The following is a 24927-nucleotide window of genomic DNA, read 5'->3' as shown; positions in this document are numbered from 1 at the left end:
GTCGCCGGGCAGATTCGGCTTCCTCTCGGAGGACTTTTACATGCGCCCCTACCACGTGGCGATCGTCGGTTCCGGCCCTTCGGGCTACTTTGCTGCCGCATCGCTGCTGAAGTTCGCGGACTCGACGGACGGCAGCGACGCCCCGAAGGACGTGCGCGTCGACATGTTGGAGATGTTGCCGACCCCGTGGGGCCTGGTGCGTTCCGGAGTCGCGCCGGATCATCCGAAGATCAAGACCATCAGCACCCAGTTCGAGAAGATCGGGAACGACCCCCGCTTCCGCTTCTTCGGCAACATCCGGGTGGGCGAACACGTGCAGGCGGCCGAGTTGGCCGAGCGCTACGACGCCGTCGTCTATGCCGTCGGCGCCCAGGCCGACCGTCCGTTGGGCATCCCAGGCGAGGAGTTGGCGGGCAGCGTGGCCGCCGTCGACTTCGTCGGCTGGTACAACGCCCACCCGCACTTCGAGGAGATGGCTCCCGATCTGTCGACGGGGCGGGCCGTGGTGGTCGGCAACGGGAACGTGGCGTTGGACGTCGCACGCATCCTCGTCAGCGACCCCGATGCCCTTGCCAACACCGACATCGCCAATCACGCTCTGGAATCCCTTCACTCGCGGGGCGTCGAGGAGGTGGTGGTGATCGGGCGCCGCGGCCCGCTGCAGGCGACGTTCACGACGCTGGAGTTGCGCGAGCTCGGCGACCTCGAGGCGATGGCCGACGTCGACGTGATCATCGACTCCGCGGACTTCGCCGACATCTCCGACGAGGACCTCGAGGCGGCGGGCAAGACCGTCAAGCAGAACGTCAAGGTGATGCGCGGGTATGCCGAACGAGGACCGCGAGGTGCCAAGCGCCGCATCGTGTTTCGGTTCCACACCTCGCCCATCGAGATCAAGGGTGCCGACCGGGTCTCCTCGATCGTGCTTGGTCAGAACGAGTTGGTCAACGACGGCGGCCGGCTGGTGGCCAAGGACACCGGTGGCCGCGAGGAGCTGGCTGCACAGCTCGTCGTTCGAGCGGTCGGTTATCGAGGCGTGAAGACGCCGGGGCTGCCCTTCGACGAGCGTTCGGGAACCATTCCGCACACCGCAGGCCGGATCGACGGCAGCCGCAACGAATACGTCGTCGGCTGGATCAAGCGCGGTCCGTCGGGCGTGATCGGCAGCAACAAGAAGGACTCGGCCGAAACGGTCGACACCTTGGTGGCTGACCTCGGCGCGGCGGCACCGGCCAGCGGCGTCGACGACGCCGTCGAGTGGCTGTTGTCGCGGCAACCGAAGCTCGTCACCGACGACCACTGGAAGTTGATCGACGCCCACGAGCGGACGACCGGCGAGCCGCACGGCAGGCCACGGGTAAAGCTGACCAGCGTGGCCGACCTATTGCGGATCGGCCACGGCTGACGACGATGCCCGCGAGGCACGAGCGAGTGAGGAGTCAGCCCATCCGGCACGGCTGATCATCCCCGCGCCGGCGGTGTCACCGAATCTGCCTCGATGGTGATCAGCACCCTGGTCTCGTTCGGGTTGCCGCTGAAGTTCGGGTACGGGATGCCCAGGTACTTCTGCGAGATCTCGTCGATGCTCTGGCGTCCGCCATCGGTGGTGGTCGACACCACTCGCCCGCGCACGGCGTAGTAGCGGTTGACGTCCTCGGGGTCGACGACGTTGACGGCGACGCGAGGGTCGCGGGCGATGTTCCTTGCCTTCTGCATGCCGCCGACGATGTTGAGGACGACGTGCTCGCCGTCGGTGGTCACCCAGGTTTCGGTCAGCTGTGGTGATCCGTCGGGCATGAGGGTGGCGATGAAGCACGGGCTGGGCTTGCGGAGTAGGTCGAGCAGGCCTTCGGGTAGTGCTACGGACACGAAATCTCCTCTGGTCGTCGGATCTGTCATACCCCTTGTCTATAGTCGAACACATGTTCGATTCACTGTTGACGGCCGACCCGGAGGCCGACGAAGCGGCGATGGTGGCCCGCCTGACATGGCTGGAACGGCTGAAGTCGGCGGCGGCCGCAGACCAGGCTCGGACCGCAGCAGCGCTCGATGCGATGCGACGCAAGGCCGAAGCAGAAGCCGGCGTGCCCGCGACCAAGCGGGGCCGCGGGTTGGCCAGTGAGATCGCGTTGGCCCGGCACGACTCCCCCGCCCGCGGCGGTCGGCACCTTGGCTTCGCGCGGGCGTTGGTATACGAAATGCCGCACACGCTGGCGGCCTTGGAGTCGGGTGCACTCTCGGAGTGGCGGGCCACCCTGATCGTGCGGGAGTCGGCGTGCCTTGACGTCGAGGACCGTCGCGCACTGGACGCCGAGATGTGCGCGGACGCGGCGGGGCTGGAGGGGCTCGGCGACGCGCGAATCGCCGCATCGGCGAAGGCGATCGCCTACCGATTGGACCCACACGCGGTCGTCGATCGGGCGGTGCGCGCCGAGTGGGAGCGCACGGTGTCCCTGCGCCCCGCGCCAGATGCCATGACCTATCTGACTGCGCTGCTGCCGATGACGAAGGGAGTCGCGGTGTACGCGGCATTGAAGCGGGCGGCCGATACCTGCGCCGACGGCCGCGGGCGCGGCCAAGTCATGGCAGACACCGTGGTCGAGCGGATCACCGGCCGCCCCGCTGACGTGCCCGTCCCGGTGACGGTCGACTTGGTGTTGTCCGACGAAACCCTGCTGGCCGGGGACACCGTCCCCGCGCGGATGGCCGGATATGGGCCGATCCCTGCCGCGGTGGCACGGCGACTGGTCAAGTCCGCGATCGACGACAAGCGCTCGCGGGCCACACTGCGGCGGCTGTACAAACATCCAGAAAGCGGAGCGTTGGTGGCGATGGAGTCGCGGGCCCGGTTGTTCCCCAAGGGCCTGGCGAAGTTCATCGACCTGCGCGACGACACCTGCCGAACGCCGTACTGCGATGCACCGATCCGCCATCACGATCATGCGCAACCGCACCACCGCGACGGGCCCACCTCGGCCAAGAACGGGCTTGGCGACTGCGAACACTGCAACTACACCAAGGAAGCACCCGGCTGGTCGGTGAGCACTGCGAGTGACGAGAATGGTTGCCACACAGCAGTATTCATCACACCGACGGGAGCCCGGCACCGCTCGACGGCGCCGCGACTACCCGGACTGAGGACCATGCTGTTCAGCGATCAGGAAGTCCGCATTGCCACGGCGATCACCGAGATCGCCGCCTAGCCGAGCTCGGTGGGTCCCGCCGGGGTCTCGGGCGCCTGGTTTGGCGCGAAGCCCCACTTGTCGGGGTTCTTCGGCGAGTACAGGACGGGGATCAGCTGACCCATCGTCGGCGACGTGCCAACAGTCATCTGCATGCGCGTGTAGACCTCGTGCTCACGAATGGTCGGGCCGTTGATCACACCGGTGATGGTGACGTACTGCGAACCGTCGGAGTCGGGCCCGGCGCTGACCCCGGTGACGAGGAGCGTGCCGGGGGCTAGTTGTCCGCCGCCGCCACCGAATCCGGCGGGACCGCGCCTCCGCATGATCCTCGGTGCCAACAACAGCACGATGGCACCGACCAACAGCAAGAGCACGACGAATTCCAACACGCCGCCCATGGTAGGACTGCTCCCATGAGAGTCGAGCCATGAGCACGGTCGCCGATGACATCAGCCTTGCGCTTCAGATGGCCGACGAGGCCGATGCGTTGACCCTGGCTCGGTTCGGCGCGCTGGACCTTCACGTCGAGACGAAACCCGATCTGACGCCGGTGACCGACGCCGACAAGTCGGCAGAGGAGTTGCTCCGCGGTCTGCTCGCAGCCAATCGGCCCGACGACGCGGTGCTCGGCGAGGAGTTCGGCGGCACCGCGGTGTTCACGGGGCGGCAATGGGTGCTCGATCCGATCGACGGCACCAAGAACTTCGTGCGCGGCGTGCCCATTTGGTCGACTCTCATCGCGCTCCTTCAGGACGGCGTTCCCACGGTCGGCGTGGTGAGTGCGCCTGCCCTGGCCCGACGCTGGTGGGCCAGCTCGGGCGACGGGGCTTTCACGTCGTTCAACGGTGTCAGCCGGCGCATTTCGGTGTCGGGCGTCGGCGACCTCGATTCGGCGAGTCTGTCGTTCTCCGATCTCACCACCGGTTGGGATGAGCGCCGCGCGCGCTTCCTCGAACTCACCGACGCGGTGTGGCGGGTGCGCGGATACGGCGACTTCTGGTCCTACTGTCTGCTGGCCGAAGGAGCGATCGACATCGTCGCCGAACCAGAGGTCAAGCTTTGGGATCTGGCGCCACTCGACATCGTCATCCGGGAAGCAGGGGGCCGTTTCACCAACATCGACGGCGCACCCGGCCCGCATGGCGGCAGCGCCGTTGCCACCAACGGACTCCTGCACGACGAGGTACTCGGCCGGCTCGCCCACCCGTGACGTTGGTAACAGACTTCCCCTACCTTACTCTGGAGTAAGATACGGTCGAGAAGCACTGCCCCAACGATGCGAGGCTGCCGACATGACCAACACCCTGCCGTCCACCAACGGCTCCAAGCGCCAGAAGCGTTCCGGATCCGAGAGCGCCGTGGGCCTGCAGAAGCGCAGGCGGTCGCCGACCGGACTCGGTCTGGCGCTGCTCACTCCCCTGCTCGGCCAGGCGTTCCTGGACAAGTACGGCCTGCGGGACCCGCTGAACCGCGGGCTGCGCTTCGGCGTCAAGACGGCGTTCTCCGCCCTTGGCGCATCGAGCCGCCAGTTCAAGCGCGTGCAGGGCATCGGCAAGCCGGCCACCCGGCTCGAAGCCAATCGGCCCAAGGGTCTCGACTTCTTCGACCTGACGCCGGACGACGAGCAGAAGATGATCGTCGAGACGGTCGCCGAATTCGCCGAGGAGCTGCTGCGCCCGGCGGCTTACGATGCCGACGCCGCCGCCACCTACCCCGTCGAGCTGGTCGGCAAGGCAGCTGAAATCGGTGTCACCGCGATCAACATCCCCGAGGATTTCGACGGGATCGCAGCGCACCGCAGCACGGTGACCAACGCGCTCGTCGCAGAAGCGCTCGCCTACGGCGACATGGGACTTGCCCTGCCCATCCTCGCGCCGGGCGGTGTCGCTTCGGCGTTGACCCACTGGGGAAGCGCCGACCAGCAGGCTACCTATCTGCCCGAGTTCGCCGGCGAGAACGTGCCGCAGGCCTGCGTCGCGATCGCCGAGCCACACGCACTGTTCGACCCGACGTCCCTGAAGACGGTGGCCGTGCGCACGCCGAGTGGCTACCGGCTCACCGGCGTCAAGTCCCTGGTGCCCGCCGCGGCCAACGCCGAGTTGTTCGTCATCGGCGCGCAACTCAACGGCAAGCCCGCCCTGTTCATCGTGGAATCCGCATCCGAGGGACTCACCGTCAAGGCCGACCCGAGCATGGGAATCCGCGCCGCCGCACTCGGCAGGGTCGAGTTGAACAACGTCGCGGTGCCGCTGCACAACCGGCTCGGCGAGGACGACGCCACCGACGCCGACTACGCCGGTGACTATTCGGAAGCCATCGCGCTGGCCCGATTGGGTTGGGCCGCACTGGCAGTCGGCACGTCACACGCCGTGCTCGACTACGTCATTCCCTACGTGAAGGAACGCGAAGCTTTCGGCGAGCCGATCGCCCGCAGGCAGTCGGTCGCCTTCATGTGCGCCAACATCGCCATCGAGCTCGACGGACTGCGCCTGGTCACCTGGCGCGGCGCGTCCCGCGCCGAGCAGGGCCTGTCGTTCGCCCGCGAGGCCGCCCTGGCCAAACGGCTCGCCACCGACAAGGGCATGCAAATCGGCCTCGACGGTGTGCAGCTGCTCGGCGGCCACGGCTTCACCAAGGAACACCCCGTCGAACGCTGGTACCGCGATCTGCGAGCTCTCGGCATTGCCGAGGGTGTCGTGGTCCTCTAACGGCCGATCCACCGAACCCAGGAACGGAAACCCAGTCATGGCAATCAATCTGGAAATGCCGCGCAAGCTGCAGGCCGTCATCGACATGGCACACGAGGCCTCTGCCGAGATGCTGCGTCCGATCTCGCGCAAGTACGACCTCGCCGAGCACGCGTACCCGGTCGAGTTGGACACTCTCGCCGATCTCTTCGACGGGCTCACGGCGGCCAACACCATCTCCTTCGCGGGCGCCGATGCGTTCCGCGGGGTCGACGGCCCCAAGGAGAACGTCAACGGAGCCAACATGTCCGCGTTGGTGAACGCTCTCGAAATCAGCTGGGGCGACGTCGCTTTGCTGCTGTCGGTGCCCTTCCAGGGACTCGGCAATGCCGCGATCTCGGGCGTGGCCACCGACGAGCAACTCGAACGCCTCGGCAAGGTGTGGGCCGCGATGGCGATCACCGAGCCGAGCTTCGGCTCGGACTCCGCGGCGGTGTCCACGACGGCAAAGCTGGACGGCGACGAATACGTCATCAACGGCGAGAAGATCTTCGTGACGGCAGGCTCGCGCGCCACCCACATCGTGGTGTGGGCGACGCTGGACAAGAGCCTGGGTCGCGCCGCGATCAAGTCGTTCATCGTGCCGCGGGAGCACCCCGGCGTCACCGTCGAACGTCTCGAGCACAAGCTCGGCATCAAGGCCTCCGACACCGCGGTCATTCGCTTCGACAACGCCCGGATCCCGAAGGACTTCCTGCTTGGTAGCCCGGAGATCCAGGTGGACAAGGGTTTTGCCGGCGTCATGGAGACGTTCGACAACACCCGGCCCATCGTGGCCGCGATGGCGGTCGGCGTTGCCCGCGCCTCACTGGAGGAGCTGCGCGTCATCCTCACCGACGCCGGCGTCGACATCTCCTATGACAAGCCGGCCCACGCCCAGAGCGCGGCGGCGGCGGAGTTCCTGCGCATGGAGGCCGAGTGGGAGGCCGGTTACCTGCTGACCCTGCGCTCGGCATGGCAGGCCGACAACAACATCCCGAACTCCAAGGAAGCCTCGATGGGCAAGGCCAAGGCCGCCCGAGTCGCCAGCGACGTCACCCTCAAGGCCGTCGAATTGGCCGGTACCACTGGCTATTCCGAGGACACCCTGTTGGAGAAGTGGGCGCGGGACAGCAAGATCCTGGACATCTTCGAGGGCACCCAGCAGATCCAGCAGCTGGTCGTTGCTCGCCGCCTGCTCGGGCTGTCGTCTGCTGAACTGAAGTAGCGGACCGGTCGCGGCCGAGGAGATAACGTCGTCGGAATGGATGACTTTCAGGCACTGGTCGCGCGGCAAGATGGAGATCGCATCACCGCGGCGGTCGAGACACTCACCGAATCGGACCTGCCGCCCGGCGAGGTGACGATCCGCGTGGCGTACTCCAGTGTCAACTTCAAGGATGCACTGGCACTCACGCCAAAGGGCGGCGTGGTGCGCGACTACCCGCTCGTCCCCGGCATCGACCTCACCGGTGAGGTGATCGATTCATCGTCAGCGGAGTACGAGGTTGGCGATGCCGTGCTCGCGCACGGCTACGAGATCGGCACCGGTCGGCACGGTGGTTACGCCGAGTACGCCAGGGTGCCTGCCGACCAGGTGGTCAAGCTCGGCTCGCTGAGCCCTTACGAGGGTGCCGCGATCGGCACTGCCGGTTTCACTGCTGCGATGAGCGTGCAGGCGCTGATCGGCCGGGGCATCAACCCCGAAGACGGCCCCATCGTGGTGACGGGTGCGACCGGAGGCGTCGGCTCGGTCAGCGTCGACCTACTGTCGGCAGCTGGCTATGAGACGGTTGCCTCGACCGGCAAGGCGGACGCGGCGGACCGGCTGAAGGCCCTCGGTGCAGCCGAGGTGATTCCCAGGCTGCCGGCCGATCCAGATGCGAAGCCGCGGGCGCTCGGCAAGACCCGCTGGGCGGGCGCGGTCGACTGCGTTGGCGGCGCCACCCTCGCCGACGTGCTCAGCACCATGTCCTATGGCGGCGCAGTGGCCGCCAGCGGGCTGACCGGAGGTCCGGCGTTGAACACGACGGTGATGCCGTTCATCCTGCGCGGCGTCGCCCTGTTGGGCATGGACTCGGTGATGATGCGGATCGGCCCGCGCCGCGAGCTGTGGACGCTGCTCGGCGGCTCACTGAAGCCGCAACGACTCTCCCAGATCACCCACGACGTCGACGTCAAGGACGTCGTGGAGGTCATCGACCAGGTGCGGGCCGGGAAGTTCTCCGGCCGCGCTGTCGTGAAGGTGGCGGCCGGCTTCTGAGCCGCCGAGTCAGTCCGGGTGACGGAACGGCCGCAGCACGTCACTCGCCCTCGTCGAGAGCTCGAAGTCCCAACATTCGGCGAGCAACTCGTTGGCAGCGTGCACACCGAGGCGCGGCACCGCGATCGAGCGCAATTTCGCATCGAGGTCGGCGTCGGAAAGCGGGTTCTCCGGCGTACCGCGATTGGCGTGCACCAGGTGGTCCAGGGTCGTCCCGTCACGCAGGATGATCCTCGTGTGTGCGCCGCGCTTGCCGACGGTGTCGTCGGCCAGCACCGTCACCATCCCCCGCAACCTCGCGACGTCCTGGTCGTTGACGGCAGTCGCAGAGAAGCTATCCAGTCCCAGATAACCGGCGTGCAGGGAGAAGGCGACGCAGTGGGCGGCGCTGAACCGGGCTTCGGATCCGGGACCCGGATGGATCATCCCCGTGACGGACGCTGCGAACGGCAGCATCCGAACCTCGATGGACTCGATGGCGTCGAGCCGAAACCGCGGATCCTTGGTCAGCTCGAGCGCAGCGTCGATCGCGGGATGGAGCAGGGAGGCGTTCGGGTACAGCTTGTGCCCGTTGGACAACACCGACCAGACCTCGCCGAGCGATTCCACCAGGATGGCGGGTTCCGGTGCGCGGGAGATGACCGAGAGCAGGCCTCGCTCCCCCTCGATGGCGGTGTCCCTTGCCGTCATGCCGCGCTCGGCCATCAGCGCGCTGAGTACCCCGTCCATCGCGGCTCGGCCCGGCTGGAGTGCCTTGGCGTCGCTGCCGTAGACCTCCCGGATGCCTGATGCCTGGGCGGCGGCCATCCCCAGCGCATTGGCCGTGGCTGCGCCGCCCAGCCCGAGGGCGCGCGCACCGGCAGCCGCCGACGCCAGATGGCCGGCCGTGCCCGTCACCTGCCATCCGCTCTCGAAGTGGGTGACCCCGGCGGCCCGCGCCACCCGCGCGCCAACCTCGAATCCCGCCACGTAGCTCGCCAACGCCTGCGCGCCAGACAACGCCCGCATCTCGGCGATCGCCATCACCGTCGGCCACACACACGAGCCGAGGTGAACGGTGGTCTCCGGCGGATTGAACACGTCGTCGAAATCCAGTGCGTGCGAGGAATATCCATTTGCCAGGGCAGCGAACGGACCGCTGGTGCACCGACCGGAGCCGATGATCGTCGCTACCCGATCGGACGAGACGGCGGCGATCACATCACGCAACTTCACCGACGCGGAGTCGACCGATCCCGCGAGTACGGCGGCCAGCCAGTCGACCAAGGCGCGCTTGGCCCCGTGCAGCACTTCGGGCGGCATGCCCAGGGGTGTCACCGAGGAAGCAAAGTCGGCCAGCGAACGGGTCTTGGTCGGCTTCTCCTGCAGATCGGTCATCCGTTGTTGACCATGCTCGCAACGAGTGGCTTGGCGGCGTCGGTGAAATCCTTGATCTGCGTGTTCAATTCGTTAGCGGTGACGAACTGCGGGTTCAGTCCCTCACTGCGCAGATATTCCTTCCACGCATCGGTTGCCGAGACTTTCTGGAAGAAGTCCTGATAGAACTTCACGGCCTCGTCCGACATCTTCGGCGGCCCGGCGATGCCACGGAACTGCAGGTGGTCGGGGAACTCGCCGAGGTCGATCTTCTGCTCGGCGATCGTCGGCACGTTCGGGAAGTCCGGCACCCGCTTGTCGGCAAAGACCCCGATGAGCTTCAGCTTGCCTGCGTCGATCTGGTCGGCGAAATCCGGAATCGCACCGATGTCGATCTGTGCGTCGCCACGGAGCATCGCGGTGATGCGGGGCGCACCGTCGTCGAACGAAAGGTACTTCCACTTGGCGCCGGTGTTCTTCTCGATCTCCAGCGCGACCAGGTTGTCCACCGAGTTCGGCGACCCACCGGTCTGCACCATCTCACCGGCATTCTTCTTGGCAGCCTCGATGAACTCCGCCATCGTGTTGAAGGGCGCATCGACGGGCGCGGCAATGACCTGAATCTCGTCTGCCAACATGACGATTGGCGTCAGGTCAGACAGGGTGGCAGGCGGCGAGGCCGCGGCCAGTCCTCCGATGATCCACTTCGACGTGAACGCCGAGATGAAGTTGGAGTCACCCGGCTTGCCCTTGAGGAACGCCATGGCGCCGAGGCCGCCACCTTCCGACTTGGCGATGACCGGCCAGTTGTCCGTCAAGATCTTGTTGTCTCTGGCGATCTTGCTGAGCTGACGGGCGAACAGATCGCTGCCACCACCGGGTCCCGTGTCCACGATGAACTGGACGTTGTTCGGCGTGCCGCCGGCTGCGGTAGTGGTGGACGTTCCGCAGGCGGCGGTGCCGACCGCCAGGATCATTGCCGCGGCGAGTACACCAAGGCGATTGATGGTCTTCTTCATTGCTTTACCTCTCGGGGTTCGACACCCTTCGGTGCCTTTGGCTCGGACTCGACGTCGTCCAGCGGAATGTCGATCGGCACACTGTCCTTGGTGGGCAAGCGATTACCGCGACGTCTACTGAGAATGGCGAGAATGACCACGATCACGGCCATGCCGAGCACGATGGCCGAGATGGGTCGCTCCACGAAGATCAGAAGGCTGTTGTCGGAAAGGATCAGGGACTGCCGGATCGCGTTCTCCGCCTGCGGCCCGAGAACGAACGCCATCAGCAGCGGAGTTGGCGGAATGGAGAGCTTGCGGAACGCGTAACCCAGCGCGCTGAAGAAGATCAGCATGTAGATGTCGAACATCGAACCGCGCACGCTGTAGGCACCCACGACTGCGAGCACCAGAATCGCCGGGTAGAGAACCCAGTACGGAATTTTGAGCAGCCGCACCCAGAGCGGGATCATCGGGAGGTTGAGGACCAACAGGGCGACGTTGCCCAGGTAGAGGCTGGCGATCACCGGCCACACGATCTCGGGATTGGTCTCGAAGAGCCGTGGGCCGGGCTGGATTCCGAAGAGCAGCAGCGCGGCGAGCATGACCGACGTACTGGCGCTTCCCGGAAGGCCAAGGGAGAGTAGCGGAACCATGGCACCGCCGACCTCGGAGTTGTTGGCCGCCTCGGGCGCCGCGACGCCCTCCATGGTGCCCTTGCCGAACTTCTCCGGGTGCTTCGAGATGTTCTTTTGCAACGTGTAGGACACGAAGGACGCGATGGTGGAGCCGCCGCCCGGTACCGCCCCGACCAGGAATCCGGTGATGGAGCCCTGCGCGATCGCTCCGCGGCAGTCCTTCAGGTCCTGCTTGGTGGGCAACAGATTGCGGATGCCCCTCGGGATGACGAGCAGCGACTTGCCGCGCTGCTCCTCGACGTTCATCAGCACCTCGGCGACGGCGAACATGCCGAGCGTGAGCACCAGGAACTCGACACCGTCGAACAGGTTGATGTTGCCGAACGTGAAACGCTCCGTGCCGCTGAACAGATCGACGCCGACGGTCGAGATCAATAGGCCCAGCGCCATGGAGATGAAGCCCTTGACGGGTGACTTCCCCGTGACGGTGATGACGAGCAGCAGACCGAACACCATCAGGCAGGCGAACTCCGGCGGTCCGAACGCGACCGCGAACTTGGCGATGATCGGCGCCAGGAAGGTCAGGGCGATGACGCCGACGGTGCTGGCGACGAACCCGGAGATGGCCGACATGCCCATGGCAGGACCGGCGCGACCCTTCCTGGCGAGTTGGTGCCCGTCGTAGCAGAGCACCACCGAAGACGTCTCCGTCGGGATGTTCAACAGGATGGCAGTGGTGGAGCCCGCGAACTTCGCGCCGTGATACAGACCCGCCATCATGATGAGGCCGGTGGTTGGCGGCAGCTTGAGGGTCAGCGGCAGCAGCACTGCGAGCACAGCTGCTGGATTGCCAAGGCCGGGAAGGATTCCGACGATCGTTCCGAGGGTGACGCCGATGAGCACCCACATGAGGTTCATCGGCGTCAAGGCCTGACCCAGGCCGTCGACGAGGCTTTCCAGTGCGTTCAACGTGTGTTCCCCTTCGATCAGGCGGGAAGTAGCGGCCCGGAGGGCAGCGGGATGGCGAAGAGGTGGGCGAATAGGACGTAGGTCGCCACCGGGATCAGGACGACGGCCAGGAGGCTGCGGAAGTCACGGCGCCGTTCGATGCCGTACAGGACCACCAGGACCAGCAGGACCATCGCCGGGATGTAGCCGATGACGGCGACCAGGGGCGCGATCACACCGAACACGATCAGCACGGCAACTGGCCGTAGCATCCTTCGTCCAGCGGTGCCGGGTTCGTCGGCATCGAACTCCTCCGGCTTCTCACGCATGGAGATGCCCGCCAGCAATAGACCAAGGACGATCAGCAGGCCCGCAAGAATCTTCGGAAAGAAACCAGGGCCGGGAACGTTGTGGTCGCCGAACATCGAGAGATCCCTGGCGTCCCAGGTCGCCGCCGCGCCGACAGCAGCGGTCACCAGGCCGGTGTAGAAATCCAAGCGGCGCATCTGCGGACTACCGCCCTTCTTGGCATTGAGTTTCTTCTAGTCAGACATTTTGTCTGTAGTACAGAAGCTATGTGACGTATGTAACTCTCACCAGGGCGTAGACGTCAAGAGGTTGTGGACAGTTTCTTGACACCAGACAGGCTGGGTGGGCTCTACAGTCGCAAATCCTTCGCGCGCTCGATCAACACCGAGGCGATCTCGCGGCGTTTCTCCTGGCTGAGACGCGTCGTGGGGACCGCGACGGCAACTGCGGCGACCGCGACCCCACGGGCGTCGTGCAGTGCGATTGCCACCGACCCGACGCCCTCCTCGCTCTCCTCGTAGTTGGTGGCGTAGCGGTTGGCCCGCACCTCTTCAAGCGCCGCGATCAGCGACGGGAGCGACGACACCGAGCGGTCGGTCTGCGGCACGATCGTCACCGGATCGGCGTACAGCGCCCGGATGCGTTCGTCTGGCAACTCGGCGAGTAGCGCCTTGCCGCCCGACGTGCAGTGCGCGGGTAGCAGACTGCCGGTGCGGGGAGCGACGCGAAGCGCTCTGGTGCTCTCTACCGCGTCGACGTAGCGCACATTCGTGCCCTCGAGCGTCATCAGGTGAACCGTCTCGTTGAACTGCTCTACCAAGTCGGCGAGCAACGGCCGCGCCTTGGTTCGGAAGTCGCTCTTCTCGACGACGGAAAGCCCGATCTCCAACAACGTTGGACCTGGCCGATAGGTTCGCGACTGCGGATCCTGCTGCACGAAGCCGTGGTGGATGAGCATCGCAAGCAGACGGTGCGCCGTTGAGTGCGCCACACCCAGATAGCTGCAGGCATCGGTCAGGCGCAGCGTGTCCCTGTCGTTGAAGAGTCGGATCAGGCGCAGGGCGTTGTCCACTGATGTGATCGGGTAGGCCGGCTGCGCACCGTCCTCCGAGATCGGATATGTCTGCATAACAGACATGCTGTCGGCAGAGTGGAAATTTGTCCAGCGAAATCGCCGAAAGGGTCTTGACTTCCCTGCACCGACCCATCTAGCTTCTGTATTGCAGACAGACCGTCTGACTAGCAGAAGCCTCTGGAGGAAAGATGCGGATCCGCCATCTGGGGATCGTCACGGCCGATCTTGAACGGTCGGCCGAGTTCTACGAAAAGGTATTCGGCTTCAAACGCCTAGGCCCGATCAGGACACCCGGGCACTACCCCGGAAAGGCCATCGACCTTTCCGACGGCGAGGTGAACTACTCGCTTCTGTGCCCCGATGAGCGGGTGGAGACTTCGCAGTGGACCCAGGGCACGCTGGGCCCCAACCACATTGGTGTCGCGATCGAAGACACCGCAGGAGTCGCCGACGCTCTCAAGGGCTACGGCATCGAGATCTACGGCGAGGACAAGGAACAGTGGCCGCCGCGGTTCTTCAAGTTCAAGGACCTCGACGGTGTCGAGATCGACGTCGCGACCCCCGACCGCAGCTGGAAATACTAGACCGCAGAAAAGAGCTCAACCGGTGGCCGGAGCGGATGCTGATCCAGCAGATCGCTCCGGCCACGAATGGTTTCAGGTCTTCCTCGGCATGCTTCGCATCGGGGCGACGGCGTTCGGCGGCGGGAGCGCCACGATCGTCGCGATGCGTCAACTCGCGCTGCGCAAGGGATGGTTGACGGAAGACGAGTTCCTCGAGACCGTGGTGCTCAGCAGGGTCACCCCTGGCATCACGATCCTGGCGCAGGTAATCCTGATCGGGAAGAAGGTCGACGGCCTAAGAGGCATCGTGGCCGGCGTCGTCGGCATGCTGATGCCCTCTGTCACCATCACGATCCTGTTGGCCCGGCTCTACATCCTCTTGAAGGACAAGTCGTGGTCGGCGGGCCCACTGGAGATGGTGGCGGCCGTGGCGGCAGGCTTCGCCGTCGCGCTCGCTCTGCTGCTGCTCAAGGACACCTTGAGCGTCGATCGGCACTGGCGCGGACCCATCGGTTTCCTCGCCTACGTGGCGCTGGGCGCCGCAGCGCCCAACCCAGTTCTGATGCTGGTCGCGGCGGTCGCTGCGGGGCTGATGTTCCCCGGCCTCTTCGTGCCCGAGAATGACGACACGAAGGACACGGATGCCGCTTAGTCACCTGTTCGTAGTGATCATGGTCGCCAGCCTGTTCAGCTTCGGCGGCCTCGGCTCGCTGCCGGTGCTACAAAGCCAGCTTTCGGCGAACGGAGTCTCCCCCGACGCCGTCGTGCTGCCCTCGCTGGCAGTTGGCAACATCAGCCCAGGACCCAACGGCCTTTACCTGATCGCCGCCAGCTACTTCATCGGCGGCATCAAGGGCAGCCTGGTGGCCTGCGTCGCGGTCGTCGTGCCGCCGTTCCTGGTCCTAGCCGTCGAACGGGCCAGGCAGCGATTGATCCATCTGGCCCGGTTCCGCGCCATGCTGCGCTCGCTCGCACTTGCGGTGGTCGCACTGCTCGTCGTCACCGACTGGTCGCTGGTCAAACACGCCGCCACCGGACCGCTGGCCATCACGGTGCTTGTCGTTGGCACCCTGATGTTGCTAGTGCGGGTGCCCCCGCTGGTCGGCGTGCTTGCCGCGATCGTCGTCGGAATCAGATGGTGAGCGCGATCCAGCTCAGATCAGGTGGCTGATCAGGTCGGGCTTCATCTGCTGCAGCTGCGATCCCCAGTACGGCCAGTCGTGCGTGCCGTTGTCCGGGAAGTTGAAGACGCCGTTCTTGCCGCCGGCCGCGATGTAGTTGTCCTGGAACGTCCGGTTGGTGCGGATGGTCAGGCCCTCGAGGAACTTCGCGGGCAGGTTGTTGCCGCCCAGCTCACTTGGAGTGCCGTTGCCGCAGTACACCCAGATCCGGGTGCCGTTGTTGACCAGCGACTGGATGTTCACCATCGGATCGTTGCGCTTCCATGCGCTGTTGGGGTCTTCCGTCGGGCCCCACATGTCATTCGCCTTGTAGCCGCCTGCGTCACCCATCGACATGTTGATCAGGAACGGCCACGACCCCTCGGAGGGGTTCAGGAAGCCCGACAGCGATGCCGCGTAGACGAACTGCTCCGGGTGGTAGATCGCCAGGTTCATCGAGGCCGAGCCGGCCATGGACAGACCGACGGCGGCGCTACCAGTAGACTTGACGCTCTTCTCGGAGGCCAGGTAACCCGGCAGCTCCGAAGTCAGGAAGGTCTCCCACTTGTAGGTCTGGCAGCCGGCTTTGCCGCACGCCGGCGAATACCAGTCGGAGTAGAAGCTGGACTGGCCGCCGACGGGCATGACGATCGACAGCCCGGAGTTCAGGTACCACTCGAACGCCGGGGTGTTGATGTCCCAGCCGTTGAAGTCGTCCTGCGCGCGCAGGCCGTCGAGCAGGTAGACGGCCGGGGAGTTCGCCCCACCGCTCTGGAACTGAACCTTGATGTCGCGGCCCATGCTCGCCGACGGAACCATCAGGTATTCGACTGGGAGACCGGGTCGTGAGAACGCCCCTGCCGTCGCACTGCCCCCTACCGCGCCGATCATGCCCGGCAGCAGCACCACCGCCATGGTCGCCATCAGTAGTCGGCGCGCCCAGCGCCCGAGAATTCCGTCAACCAACATCTACGAATCCATCCAGTTCCTGTTACGGGAAAACCGTCAACTCTGTGCGATACGAGACCGCCCGAGCGGCAGCGGGATCGCCGCAGACCGCGCCCGTACTGCCCTAGCAGACGGACCTGAGTATTAACTTGTTGATAGGAAGTAAAACATGTGGCCAGCGTCGTCCTCCACTCCGGCACGTGTCCAATGGATGACGTTACGGTCACTGCCGCGGCAGTTGGGAGCCGTAAACTGCTGGTCGTGGCGATTTCTCGCGGCCCCGCCGGCAACCGGCTCGGGCTGGACGACTGGATTCAGGCCGGCTACTCCCTCCTCGCCGAAGAGGGCATCAAGGCGCTGAAGATCGACCGCCTGTGCGACCGCCTCGGCGTCACGAAGGGCAGCTTCTATTGGCACTTCGACGGTATGCCGAACTACCGCACCGCACTCGTCGCGTCGTGGGGTGAGCTGCGGGACGGGGATCGCCGCGCATTCGACGACATGGGCGATCTGGCGCCCCGCGAGCGGCTGTCGCAGATGATGGCGTCGCTCGTCAGCCCAAGGCACTGGACGTTGGAGCGGGCGATGCGGGAATGGGCGCGCTCGGACGACGCCGTCGCCGACAGCGTGCGTGCCGCGGACCGGCGCCTGCTGAGGGCGGTTCGTCAAGCCTTCCTCGACTATGGCTTCGATGGCGACGAAGCCGACCTTCGGGCCGATGCCACGTTCGCCGCAGGCATCGGTTTCCTCCATCTCTCGGGTTCGACGCCCGATGTCCGGCACGCCGCGCGCAGCGAACGCTTCCTGGATCTGATGCTCGCCAACTGATTTTCCATACCTTTAGGTATGGTAGCGTCGCGGCCATGCAGGCGATCGATGGAATCACCGATGAATTCGTCAGCCGGTTGGCCGACCGCGCGCAGGAGGCGGAGGCCCTTCGCCGCCTACCGGACGCGACGGTCGCGGACCTGACCGCGTCGGGGCTCACCGACCTCCTGGTACCCAAGCGGTTCGGCGGTCAGCAGGCGGACTTCCCCGCGATCCTCGATCCCGTCCGCAGGATGGCCCACGGCTGCACCTCCAGCGCGTGGACCATCGGCTTCTACACGCTCCACAACTGGATGCTGGCGTTGTTCGGCGAGCAGGCCCAGGAGGAGGCGTTCGCGACGCGACCGTTCCTGGCACCAGCCCCTCTCGCGCCGACGGGCCGCGGAGTTCCGGTCGACGGCGGCATCCGACTGACTGGACGATGGTCGTGGGCCACCGGGGTGATGGCGGGCAACTGGCTGATCGTCGGCGCGCTATGCGGCCCCGAGAATGACCCGGCCGGCATCTACCCGGCACTCGCGCTGCTGCCCGCCACCGACTTCGCCATCGAGGACGTGTGGCACACCGACGGGATGCGGGCGACCGGCTCCAACGACGTGGTGGTCACCGACGCATTCGTGCCGGAGCACCGGCTGGTGAAGGTGGTCGACATCTACGGCGGTACCGCGCCTGGCGCGAGCCTGCACGACGCGCCGACCTACCGCTGGCCGATGGTGCCCGCCCTGGCCCTGCTGGCCGCGATGCCCGCGCTGGGCAGTGCCGAACGCGTCACGGAGGTCTTTGCCGAACGGTTGGCCGAGCGTGTGCTCGCCTACGAAGGCGTCATGCAGAAGGACAAGCCCATTGCGCAAGCCCACCTCGGCGAGGCGTCGGTGCGGCTGCGTGCCCTGCGGGGACTGCTGGCGGACACCGTCGGCGCCGTCGAGGACATCGTCAACGCGGGTGATTCAGTGCCAAGGTCCGTTCGCGGCGACGCGAGATTGGCCGCCGCACACATCGTTCACGAGTCTCGCGGCGTCATCGCCACCCTGACGGAGGCCTCCGGTGCCAGCGCCCACTTTCTGAGCAGCCCCATGCAGCGCTTCAAGCGCGACGTCGACGTGATCTCCGGCCACGTCGTGTTCGACTACGACACCAGCCGGGAACTGGCTGGTGCGTTGACGCTGGGAATGAAGATCCCTCGGACGGCGATGGTGTGAGATGAGTGCCATGCCCAATGCCTCGATTACTACCTTCTTCCAGAAGCGGGTGGCGAACCCGTTGATGCGCCGGAACCCGTTGCAGACACTGCTCGAGACGACTGGACGCAAGTCCGGAGAGCCGCGCCGCACTCCACTGGGCGGCAAGCTCGTCGACAACCAGTTCTGGTTCGTGTCGGAATTCGGCGAGCAGTCGCAGTACGTCCGCAACATCAAGGCCGACGCACGGGTCCGGGTGCGGTTGCGCGGCAGGTGGCGCAGCGGAACCGCCCATCTGGTTCCCGACGACGATCCACGAGCCCGGCTACGAGAGTTGCCGCAGTTCAACAGTTTCGGCGTTCGCACGTTTGGTACCAACCTGCTGACCGTGCGCGTCGACCTCGACCGCTGACCCAAGGAAGACCCGAGGGCATGGGTCTTGCCTCCGAGCAGAAATAAAAGTAACGTCAGTTTCAGTTCTGGACGCCCGGCCCTGCGGCCAAGTCATTGGAGACAGCCATGGAATCGTTCATTCACCTGCGCAAGGGCAAGACACCGCGGCGCCTTCATGCCGACCTCGACGGGCTCAAGGACGATGAGTTGGGTCGTGGCGGGTTCACCGGGCGGACCGCCAGCATGTACCGCCGCAACGATCCCACCGCGTATCGGTCGGTGGGGCGGCTTCGTCCCATCGACGTCCTGTCCAGCGAGTTGAAGCCCAGTGACGCCACCGACGCCAACGGCCACCCGATGCTGATGTTCTCCAACGCCGACTGCCTGGTGCTGCTGTCGAGACGCACCGAGCCCATGCCCTACTTCGCGCGCTACGTCGACGGCGACCTCCTCTTCTTCGTGCACGCGGGTTCCGGACTTCTCGAGACGGAGTTCGGCCCGCTGCGCTACCGGGAGGGCGACTGGGTCTACGTCCCCAAGGCGTGCACGTTCCGGCAGGTGCCAGACAGCGAGTCCACGTGGTTGATGATCCAGGCCACCGAGGAGTTCCGCGTGCCGCCGCCCGGCCAGTTGGGCAGGCACTTTCCCTTCGACCCGTCGCAGACCGTGATTCCAGAGCCCGCGCCCATCGACGACGATGGACGCGACGAGTACGAAGTCCGGTTGATCCACGAGGGTGGCCCGACAACTCTTTACTACCAACACCATCCGCTCGACGTCGAGGGGTGGCAGGGCGACAACTTCCCGTTCACCTTCAACATCGCCGACTACAACGTCGTCACCTCCAACAGCGTGCACCTGCCACCGACGGTGCACCTTTTCATGCAGGCCACCGGCGTCTACGTGATGAACTTCCTCCCCAAGCCAGCCGAGGGCGTCCCCGGCACCGAGCGCACCCCGTGGTATCACCGCAACGTCGACTACGACGAGATCGCGTTCTTCCACAGCGGCTCGCTCTACGGCATCCCGATGCCGCCCGGCCTGGTATCCCATGCGCCGCAAGGGGTTCACCACGGCGCGCCGGAGAAGGCGCGGGAGCGGGCGAGGCGCAAGTTCGACGAGTACGACCGGGTGGACTGGTCGGTGATCGCCATCGACACACGCCGACGACTGGTTCCGTCGCCCGAGGTGCTGGCGAACGATCTTGGGCAGCACTGATGAGCGCTCGCGCGAAGAAGAGAGTGCACTGATGACCACTACCGAGGCGCCGGTCAAGCACGACTACGAGCGAATCCCGTATCTGGTTGCCTACCAGAACACCTCGACCACCCGCGACGTCTACGGCGGCGTCGCCGAACTGGTGGTCTTGGAGAGCTATCTGCTCAAGCCCAAGGACAAGCCCTCGGACACCGTGCTGGTGTTCATGCACCCGATCGGCGGCGGGGCATACCTGCCGATGATCAACGGACTGGCGCGCGCCGGGCATCACGTCATTTACTGCAACAGCCGATTCCGCGGCACCGACTCGGCCTTGTTGATGGAGAAGGTCGTCGAGGATCTCGGCGAATGCATCAAGGACGCCAAGAACCGGCTCGGCTACTCGAAGGTGGTGCTGGCCGGCTGGAGCGGCGGCGGCTCCCTTTCGGTGTTCTACCAACAGCAGGCACAACACCCGACGATCACGGCCAGCCCGTCGGGCGATGGACCCGACCTGACCAAGCTGGGGTTGATCCCCGCCGACGGCATCATGCTGCTGGCCGCCCACATCAGCCGCCACGGCACCATGACCGAGTGGCTGGATGCCTCGATCCTCGACGAGTCCGATCCGTCCAAGCGCGATCCGGAATTGGACCTCTATGACCCGGCCAACCCGAACCAGCCGCCATACAGTCCGGAGTTCCTCGACCGCTATCGACAAGCTCAGGTCGCCCGCAACCGGCGAATCACCAAGTGGGTGAAGGAAAAACTGGCTGAGCTGAAGGCCGCCGGACGGCCCGAGGACGAGTTCGCCTTCGTCGTACACGGCACCATGGCCGATCCGCGCTGGCTGGACCCGACGGTCGATCCCAACGATCGCACCCCTGGCACCTGCTATCTGGGCGATCCTCAGGTGGTGAACTCGAGCCCCGTCGGCCTGGCCCGGTTCTGCACCCTGCGCAGCTGGCTCTCACAGTGGAGCTATGACGACGCCAACGGTGACGCCGTCGCCTGTGGACCCGACATCGCCGTGCCAGCCCTGGTGATCGGTAACCTCGCCGATGACGCGTGCACACCGAGCCACACCCGCAGGCTGTTCGAGGCGATCGGCCATCCCGACAAGGAGATGCGCGAGATCGCTGGCGCCAACCACTATTACGCGGGTCCGGATCAGCGGGGCACGCTGCGCGAGGCCGTCGGAGTGGTCACCGATTGGCTACACCGGCACGGGTTCTCGTTGTGAGTGTCACCGGTCCGCTTGACGGCATCCGGGTCATCGAGGTCGGCACGCTGATCTCTGGACCGTTCGCCGGCCGCCTGCTTGGCGACATGGGCGCCGAGGTCATCAAGATCGAACCGCCCGGCTCCCCCGATCCTCTGCGCACCTGGGGACAGGCCGAACTCGACGGGCATCACTTCTTCTGGACGGTGCACGCCCGCAACAAGAAGGCAGCGACGCTCAACCTGCGGACGGAAGCCGGTCGTGCGCTGTTTCTCGACCTCGTCGAGCGCTCCGACATCATCGTCGAGAACTTCCGGCCAGGAACGCTGGAGAAGTGGAACCTGGGTTACGACGTTCTGCGCGAACGCAATCGCGGCATCATCCTGGTCCGGGTGTCCGGCTACGGGCAGACCGGACCCGAAGCCCATAAGGCCGGCTATGCCTCGGTCGCCGAGGCCGCCAGCGGGCTGCGGCACATGAACGGCTTTCCCGGCGGCCCTCCCCCGCGGCTGGCGCTGTCGCTGGGCGACAGTCTGGCAGGCATGTTCGCCGCACAGGGCGCGCTCGCCGCGCTCTACCGGCGCACCGTGACCGGCGACGGTCAAATCGTCGACGCGGCGTTGACCGAGGCGTGTCTGGCGGTGCAGGAATCCACGATCCCCGACTACGACGTCGGCGGCGTGGTTCGCGGACCGTCGGGCACCCGGCTCGAGGGCATCGCGCCGTCCAACATCTACCCGACCGCGGACGGCAGCTGGGTGGTGATCGCGGCCAACCAGGACACCGTCTTCCGTCGACTCTGCAGTGCGATGGGCCAGCCCGAGCTGGCCACCGACGACCGTTTCGTCGATCACGTCAACCGTGGCCGCAACCAGGATCAGATCGACGCGATCATCGCGGCCTGGGCGGTGGAGCGACAACCCGCCGACATCATCGCCACGCTCGGTGAGGCGGGCGTCATCAGTGGGCCGATCAACACCGTCGCCGAAGTCGTCAACGATCCGCAGCTGGTGGCCAGGGGCATGATCGCCGACCACTGGGATGAGAGAGTCGGGCGCAACGTCAAGGGGCCGGGAGTGGTGCCGGTGCTTTCCGAAACCCCTGGCACGATTCGCAACGGCGGCTCGCTCGCGCCGGGACAACACAACGACGAGGTGTACGGCAAGCTGCTGGGCAGGTCCGCAGCCGACCTCGAGACGCTACGAGCGGAGGGCGCGATATGAGGGACCACGTCACCATCCGGGAGGTCTGTCTGCGCGACGGCCTGCAGATCGAGGCTCCGATCCCGTTGTCCGCCAAGCTCGAACTGCTGGAGGCCGTCGTCGCCACCGGCGTGCGTGAAGTCGAGGCGACCGCCTTCGTGTCGCCATCGAAGGTGCCCGCGCTCGCCGACGCCGCGGAGCTGGCCGCCGAGCTGCCTCGGTTCCGCGAGTCCCACGGAGTCGAGTTCTCGGCGCTGGTCGCAGGACCTGGTGGCGCTGGCCGGGCCATCGCGGCCGGGATGAGCTCGATCGAATACGTGATATCGGCCGCCGACGCGCACAGTCAGGCGAACGTGGGGCGATCGACCGCCGAGTCCACCGACCTGATCGCCGACATCGCCCGCATCGCGCACGAGAACGACGCCACGATCGAGGTCATCATCGCGACGGCGTGGGACTGCCCGTTCGACGGGCCGACCGATCCCAAGAGAGTGCTCGACATCGCCACGGCCGCCGCCGAGATCGGTGCCGACCGGGTCGCGATCGCCGACACCATCGGCACCACCACGCCGCGTCGGGTGACGGCCCTGATCGAACTGCTCCGCCCGGTCATCGGCGATCTTCCGCTCGGTGCTCACTTTCACAACACCCGCGGCGCCGGACTGGCCAGCGCGTACGCCGCCGTCGTCGCCGGCGTCCGACGGCTGGACTCATCTGTCGGCGGTCTCGGCGGCTGCCCGTTCGCGCCGGGCGCCAGCGGCAACATCGCCACCGAGGACCTCGTCTACCTGCTGCGCGACAGTGGCATCGCGACCGACGTCGACCTGCAGGCGGCAATTCACGCGGCGGACGTCGCCCGCAAGGCCGTCGGTCACGACCTGCCAAGCGCGCTGCTGCGCGCCGGCGATCGCATCCTGGACTGAACCCGACCATGACATCCCCCGAGTCGCTGCGCTCCCGCCCGCCGGTGCCAGCAGAGTCACTCACCGCGAAGGGTCGACAGACCCGAGAGGCCATCGAGCTGGCCGCCCGGAAGTTGTTCGCCGAGCGCGGCTTTCACGGCACGACCCTGACCGAGATCACGTCGGCGGCAGGCAAGTCGCCGGCCGCCTTCTATCGGTACTACACCGACAAGGAAGACCTGCTTGCCGTGCTGGCCGAATCCTTCCTGCGCGACGTGGTCGCTCCCCTGGGGCCACAGATGCGCCTACCGGAATCACCGCAAGACACCGAATTCTTCGTCTCGGCGGTCACCGGGTACTGGAACATGTTCAAGCAGAACATCGGCATCATGGTCGCCGTCGATCAGCTCGCCGCGGTACGGCCGCGGTTCGCCGCCCTGCAGAACGAGTTCCGGCGCTTCGGCATCGACATCGTGCGGGCGTCGGTGCTTCGGGCCCAGGATCAGGGCTACGGCGCCGAGCTCGACCCCGAGCACACCGCGCTGGCCATCTCGCTGCTCTTCGAGCGGTTCACCACGGTCTACCTTCGCGAGGACACCAGCATGTTGGGAGTCGCGAGCACCGACGAGAACGCGGTGCGCACCCTGTCGACGATCTGGAAGAAGACGCTGTACGGCTTTTGAAAGTTCAACCATCCGAAGGGAATCACCGTGGATTTCGCCCTGCCCGAGCATCTTCCGGGACTGCTGGCCGAGATGGACGCCTTCATCGAGGCGGAGATCAAGCCGCTGGAAGCCGACCATCTGCAGTACTTCGACCGCCGTCGCGAATACGCCCGCACGGACTGGGAGAACGGCGGCATCCCGCAGCGCGCCTGGGAGGATCTGCTCGACGAGATGCGTCGGAGGGCCGATGCGGCGGGCTGGCTGCGCTACGGACTGCCGTCCCGGTTCGGTGGACGCGACGGCACCAACCTCGACATGGCGGTGATCCGGGAACACCTGGCGCACCGGGGCCTCGGGCTGCACAACGACCTTCAGGACGAATCGTCCATCGTCGGCAACTTCCCGCAGGTCATCATGATGGACCGGTTTGGCACCGATCAACAGAAGAAGGAGTGGGGCGAGGCACTGCTCACCGGCGAACGCTCAATGGCGTTCGGCCTCTCCGAACCCGATCACGGCTCCGATGCCACCTGGCTGGAGACCACCGCCGTTGCCGACGGCGACGGCTGGGTGATCAACGGGACCAAGCGGTGGAACACGGGCGTCCACCGCGCCACCCACGACCTGGTCTTCGCCCGCACGTCCGGCCAGCCGGGCCAGGCCACCGGGATCACCGCGTTCCTGGTGCCGTGTGATTCGCCGGGGTTCAGCGTGCCCTTCTACTGGTGGACGTTCAACATGCCCACCGATCACGGCGAGGTCGAACTGAAGGACGTCCGGGTGCCGACCGACGCAGTGCTCGGCGAAGTGGACCACGGTCTCGAGGTCGGCCAGACCTTCCTGCACGAGAACAGGATTCGACAGGCGGCCAGCAGCTTGGGCGCCGCCCAGTACTGCATTGATAGGGCCGCCCGGTACGCCTCCGACAGGGTGGTGTTCGGCAAGCCGCTTTCGGTGAACCAGGCCGTCCAGTGGCCGCTGGTCGAGTTGCAGACCGAAGCGCAGATGGTGCGACTGCTCGTCTATTACGCCGCCTGGCATCTGGACCGCAACCACCACATGGAGGTGTCGGACAAGGTCTCGATGGCGAACTATCGCGCCAACCGGCTGGTGTGCGAGGCCGCCGACCGCGCGATGCAGGTCCACGGCGGCCTCGGATACAGCCGTCACG

The 24927-nt window shown here is 66.0% G+C and carries 26 protein-coding genes; 18 read left to right on the top strand and 8 right to left on the bottom strand.

Annotation, left to right across the window (positions count from 1 at the left end):
- The first annotated feature begins 40 nt into the window (after nucleotides 1–40).
- Entirely contained in the window at nucleotides 41–1405 is a 1365-nt protein-coding gene (locus QOD90_RS15455; protein ID WP_526351173.1) for an FAD-dependent oxidoreductase, read from the top strand.
- A gap of 56 nt (nucleotides 1406–1461) precedes the next feature.
- On the opposite strand, the gene QOD90_RS15450 is transcribed toward QOD90_RS15455, so the two are convergent.
- Nucleotides 1462–1869, bottom strand: coding sequence for a PPOX class F420-dependent oxidoreductase (locus QOD90_RS15450; protein WP_526351168.1), 408 nt, complete (start codon nucleotides 1867–1869; stop codon nucleotides 1462–1464).
- A gap of 53 nt (nucleotides 1870–1922) precedes the next feature.
- Between QOD90_RS15450 and QOD90_RS15445 the strand changes: the two genes are divergently transcribed.
- Nucleotides 1923–3203, top strand: a complete 1281-nt coding sequence (locus tag QOD90_RS15445) for a DUF222 domain-containing protein (protein WP_526351166.1) — start codon at nucleotides 1923–1925, stop codon at nucleotides 3201–3203.
- Here QOD90_RS15445 and QOD90_RS15440 read toward each other — a convergent pair.
- On the bottom strand, nucleotides 3200–3574 hold the full coding sequence (locus QOD90_RS15440; protein ID WP_526351164.1) for a hypothetical protein: 375 nt from the start codon (nucleotides 3572–3574) through the stop codon (nucleotides 3200–3202). The genes QOD90_RS15445 and QOD90_RS15440 overlap by 4 nt on opposite strands.
- Nucleotides 3575–3612: 38 nt before the next feature.
- On the opposite strand from QOD90_RS15440, the gene hisN reads away from it, so the two are divergent.
- The 4 genes from hisN to QOD90_RS15420 all read left to right on the top strand — a co-directional run bounded on the left by hisN (nucleotide 3613) and on the right by QOD90_RS15420 (nucleotide 8174).
- Nucleotides 3613–4395, top strand: coding sequence for a histidinol-phosphatase (gene hisN / locus QOD90_RS15435; RefSeq protein WP_526351162.1), 783 nt, complete (start codon nucleotides 3613–3615; stop codon nucleotides 4393–4395).
- Nucleotides 4396–4477: 82 nt separating this feature from the next.
- A complete protein-coding gene (locus QOD90_RS15430) occupies nucleotides 4478–5893 on the top strand; it encodes an acyl-CoA dehydrogenase family protein (protein WP_526351161.1) in 1416 nt (471 codons plus the stop codon).
- Nucleotides 5894–5930: 37 nt separating this feature from the next.
- Nucleotides 5931–7139 (top strand): acyl-CoA dehydrogenase family protein, encoded by a 1209-nt coding sequence (locus QOD90_RS15425; RefSeq protein WP_526351159.1) that lies wholly within the window; start codon nucleotides 5931–5933, stop codon nucleotides 7137–7139.
- A 36-nt stretch (nucleotides 7140–7175) separates the two neighbouring features.
- Entirely contained in the window at nucleotides 7176–8174 is a 999-nt protein-coding gene (locus QOD90_RS15420; RefSeq protein ID WP_526351157.1) for an acrylyl-CoA reductase family protein, read from the top strand.
- 9 nt (nucleotides 8175–8183) lie between these two features.
- Here the strand turns inward: QOD90_RS15420 and QOD90_RS15415 are convergent, their stop codons facing one another.
- From QOD90_RS15415 to QOD90_RS15395, 5 genes are all read right to left on the bottom strand, one after another.
- Entirely contained in the window at nucleotides 8184–9551 is a 1368-nt protein-coding gene (locus QOD90_RS15415; RefSeq protein ID WP_526351155.1) for an MmgE/PrpD family protein, read from the bottom strand.
- The gene (locus tag QOD90_RS15410) at nucleotides 9548–10549 is read right to left on the bottom strand and encodes a Bug family tripartite tricarboxylate transporter substrate binding protein (RefSeq protein WP_526351153.1); all 1002 of its coding nucleotides are present in this window, start codon (nucleotides 10547–10549) and stop codon (nucleotides 9548–9550) included. The genes QOD90_RS15415 and QOD90_RS15410 overlap by 4 nt, the downstream gene beginning before the upstream one ends.
- Nucleotides 10546–12135, bottom strand: a complete 1590-nt coding sequence (locus tag QOD90_RS15405) for a tripartite tricarboxylate transporter permease (protein ID WP_526351151.1) — start codon at nucleotides 12133–12135, stop codon at nucleotides 10546–10548. The genes QOD90_RS15410 and QOD90_RS15405 overlap by 4 nt, the downstream gene beginning before the upstream one ends.
- A gap of 17 nt (nucleotides 12136–12152) precedes the next feature.
- On the bottom strand, nucleotides 12153–12620 hold the full coding sequence (locus QOD90_RS15400; protein WP_526351149.1) for a tripartite tricarboxylate transporter TctB family protein: 468 nt from the start codon (nucleotides 12618–12620) through the stop codon (nucleotides 12153–12155).
- Nucleotides 12621–12772: 152 nt separating this feature from the next.
- Nucleotides 12773–13552, bottom strand: coding sequence for an IclR family transcriptional regulator (locus tag QOD90_RS15395; protein WP_526351147.1), 780 nt, complete (start codon nucleotides 13550–13552; stop codon nucleotides 12773–12775).
- Between the two features lie 134 nt (nucleotides 13553–13686).
- Between QOD90_RS15395 and QOD90_RS15390 the strand changes: the two genes are divergently transcribed.
- The 3 genes from QOD90_RS15390 to QOD90_RS15380 are packed head-to-tail and all read left to right on the top strand — an operon-like array spanning nucleotide 13687 to nucleotide 15203.
- The gene (locus QOD90_RS15390; RefSeq protein ID WP_526351145.1) at nucleotides 13687–14082 is read left to right on the top strand and encodes a VOC family protein; all 396 of its coding nucleotides are present in this window, start codon (nucleotides 13687–13689) and stop codon (nucleotides 14080–14082) included.
- A 22-nt stretch (nucleotides 14083–14104) separates the two neighbouring features.
- The gene (locus QOD90_RS15385; RefSeq protein WP_526351143.1) at nucleotides 14105–14713 is read left to right on the top strand and encodes a chromate transporter; all 609 of its coding nucleotides are present in this window, start codon (nucleotides 14105–14107) and stop codon (nucleotides 14711–14713) included.
- A complete protein-coding gene (locus tag QOD90_RS15380) occupies nucleotides 14703–15203 on the top strand; it encodes a chromate transporter (RefSeq protein WP_526351142.1) in 501 nt (166 codons plus the stop codon). The genes QOD90_RS15385 and QOD90_RS15380 overlap by 11 nt, the downstream gene beginning before the upstream one ends.
- Before the next feature lie 12 nt (nucleotides 15204–15215).
- Here the strand turns inward: QOD90_RS15380 and QOD90_RS15375 are convergent, their stop codons facing one another.
- The gene (locus tag QOD90_RS15375) at nucleotides 15216–16145 is read right to left on the bottom strand and encodes an alpha/beta hydrolase (RefSeq protein ID WP_526351171.1); all 930 of its coding nucleotides are present in this window, start codon (nucleotides 16143–16145) and stop codon (nucleotides 15216–15218) included.
- 285 nt (nucleotides 16146–16430) lie between these two features.
- On the opposite strand from QOD90_RS15375, the gene QOD90_RS15370 reads away from it, so the two are divergent.
- The 9 genes from QOD90_RS15370 to QOD90_RS15330 all read left to right on the top strand — a co-directional run.
- Nucleotides 16431–16997: a TetR/AcrR family transcriptional regulator gene (locus QOD90_RS15370; RefSeq protein ID WP_526351140.1), complete on the top strand. Its 567-nt coding sequence runs from the start codon at nucleotides 16431–16433 to the stop codon at nucleotides 16995–16997.
- Nucleotides 16998–17032: 35 nt separating this feature from the next.
- Nucleotides 17033–18196, top strand: a complete 1164-nt coding sequence (locus QOD90_RS15365) for an acyl-CoA dehydrogenase family protein (protein WP_526351138.1) — start codon at nucleotides 17033–17035, stop codon at nucleotides 18194–18196.
- A gap of 1 nt (nucleotide 18197) precedes the next feature.
- Nucleotides 18198–18587: a nitroreductase/quinone reductase family protein gene (locus QOD90_RS15360; protein WP_526351136.1), complete on the top strand. Its 390-nt coding sequence runs from the start codon at nucleotides 18198–18200 to the stop codon at nucleotides 18585–18587.
- Between the two features lie 107 nt (nucleotides 18588–18694).
- Entirely contained in the window at nucleotides 18695–19786 is a 1092-nt protein-coding gene (locus QOD90_RS15355; protein ID WP_526351134.1) for a homogentisate 1,2-dioxygenase, read from the top strand.
- Nucleotides 19787–19817: 31 nt separating this feature from the next.
- Complete coding sequence (locus tag QOD90_RS15350; RefSeq protein WP_526351132.1) at nucleotides 19818–21008, top strand: alpha/beta hydrolase family protein; 1191 nt, start codon at nucleotides 19818–19820, stop codon at nucleotides 21006–21008.
- Nucleotides 21005–22210: a CaiB/BaiF CoA transferase family protein gene (locus tag QOD90_RS15345; protein WP_526351130.1), complete on the top strand. Its 1206-nt coding sequence runs from the start codon at nucleotides 21005–21007 to the stop codon at nucleotides 22208–22210. The genes QOD90_RS15350 and QOD90_RS15345 overlap by 4 nt, the downstream gene beginning before the upstream one ends.
- Nucleotides 22207–23112 (top strand): hydroxymethylglutaryl-CoA lyase, encoded by a 906-nt coding sequence (locus QOD90_RS15340; protein ID WP_526351128.1) that lies wholly within the window; start codon nucleotides 22207–22209, stop codon nucleotides 23110–23112. The genes QOD90_RS15345 and QOD90_RS15340 overlap by 4 nt, the downstream gene beginning before the upstream one ends.
- 44 nt (nucleotides 23113–23156) lie before the next feature.
- Nucleotides 23157–23774 (top strand): TetR/AcrR family transcriptional regulator, encoded by a 618-nt coding sequence (locus tag QOD90_RS15335; RefSeq protein ID WP_526351170.1) that lies wholly within the window; start codon nucleotides 23157–23159, stop codon nucleotides 23772–23774.
- Between the two features lie 27 nt (nucleotides 23775–23801).
- A partial coding sequence (locus tag QOD90_RS15330; RefSeq protein WP_526351126.1) for an acyl-CoA dehydrogenase family protein occupies nucleotides 23802–24927 on the top strand: 1126 nt, incomplete at its 3' end.

Source organism: Mycobacterium sp. (assembly GCF_032161845.1).
Classification (GTDB): domain Bacteria; phylum Actinomycetota; class Actinomycetes; order Mycobacteriales; family Mycobacteriaceae; genus Mycobacterium.
Note: the sequence above shows the minus strand (reverse complement) of the source record. Positions and strands in the feature narration are given on the sequence as shown.

Excerpts from the sequence above, each read along its gene's own strand:
- QOD90_RS15455 (WP_526351173.1), top strand. The coding sequence starts at position 41 with ATGCGCCCCTACCACGTGGCGATCGTCGGTTCCGGCCCTTCGGGCTAC.
- QOD90_RS15445 (WP_526351166.1), top strand. The coding sequence starts at position 1,923 with ATGTTCGATTCACTGTTGACGGCCGACCCGGAGGCCGACGAAGCGGCG.
- hisN (WP_526351162.1), top strand. The coding sequence starts at position 3,613 with ATGAGCACGGTCGCCGATGACATCAGCCTTGCGCTTCAGATGGCCGAC.
- QOD90_RS15430 (WP_526351161.1), top strand. The coding sequence starts at position 4,478 with ATGACCAACACCCTGCCGTCCACCAACGGCTCCAAGCGCCAGAAGCGT.
- QOD90_RS15425 (WP_526351159.1), top strand. The coding sequence starts at position 5,931 with ATGGCAATCAATCTGGAAATGCCGCGCAAGCTGCAGGCCGTCATCGAC.
- QOD90_RS15420 (WP_526351157.1), top strand. The coding sequence starts at position 7,176 with ATGGATGACTTTCAGGCACTGGTCGCGCGGCAAGATGGAGATCGCATC.
- QOD90_RS15415 (WP_526351155.1), bottom strand. The coding sequence starts at position 9,551 with ATGACCGATCTGCAGGAGAAGCCGACCAAGACCCGTTCGCTGGCCGAC.
- QOD90_RS15410 (WP_526351153.1), bottom strand. The coding sequence starts at position 10,549 with ATGAAGAAGACCATCAATCGCCTTGGTGTACTCGCCGCGGCAATGATC.
- QOD90_RS15400 (WP_526351149.1), bottom strand. The coding sequence starts at position 12,620 with ATGCGCCGCTTGGATTTCTACACCGGCCTGGTGACCGCTGCTGTCGGC.
- QOD90_RS15395 (WP_526351147.1), bottom strand. The coding sequence starts at position 13,552 with ATGCAGACATATCCGATCTCGGAGGACGGTGCGCAGCCGGCCTACCCG.
- QOD90_RS15390 (WP_526351145.1), top strand. The coding sequence starts at position 13,687 with ATGCGGATCCGCCATCTGGGGATCGTCACGGCCGATCTTGAACGGTCG.
- QOD90_RS15380 (WP_526351142.1), top strand. The coding sequence starts at position 14,703 with ATGCCGCTTAGTCACCTGTTCGTAGTGATCATGGTCGCCAGCCTGTTC.
- QOD90_RS15375 (WP_526351171.1), bottom strand. The coding sequence starts at position 16,145 with ATGGCGACCATGGCGGTGGTGCTGCTGCCGGGCATGATCGGCGCGGTA.
- QOD90_RS15365 (WP_526351138.1), top strand. The coding sequence starts at position 17,033 with ATGCAGGCGATCGATGGAATCACCGATGAATTCGTCAGCCGGTTGGCC.
- QOD90_RS15360 (WP_526351136.1), top strand. The coding sequence starts at position 18,198 with ATGAGTGCCATGCCCAATGCCTCGATTACTACCTTCTTCCAGAAGCGG.
- QOD90_RS15355 (WP_526351134.1), top strand. The coding sequence starts at position 18,695 with ATGGAATCGTTCATTCACCTGCGCAAGGGCAAGACACCGCGGCGCCTT.
- QOD90_RS15350 (WP_526351132.1), top strand. The coding sequence starts at position 19,818 with ATGACCACTACCGAGGCGCCGGTCAAGCACGACTACGAGCGAATCCCG.
- QOD90_RS15340 (WP_526351128.1), top strand. The coding sequence starts at position 22,207 with ATGAGGGACCACGTCACCATCCGGGAGGTCTGTCTGCGCGACGGCCTG.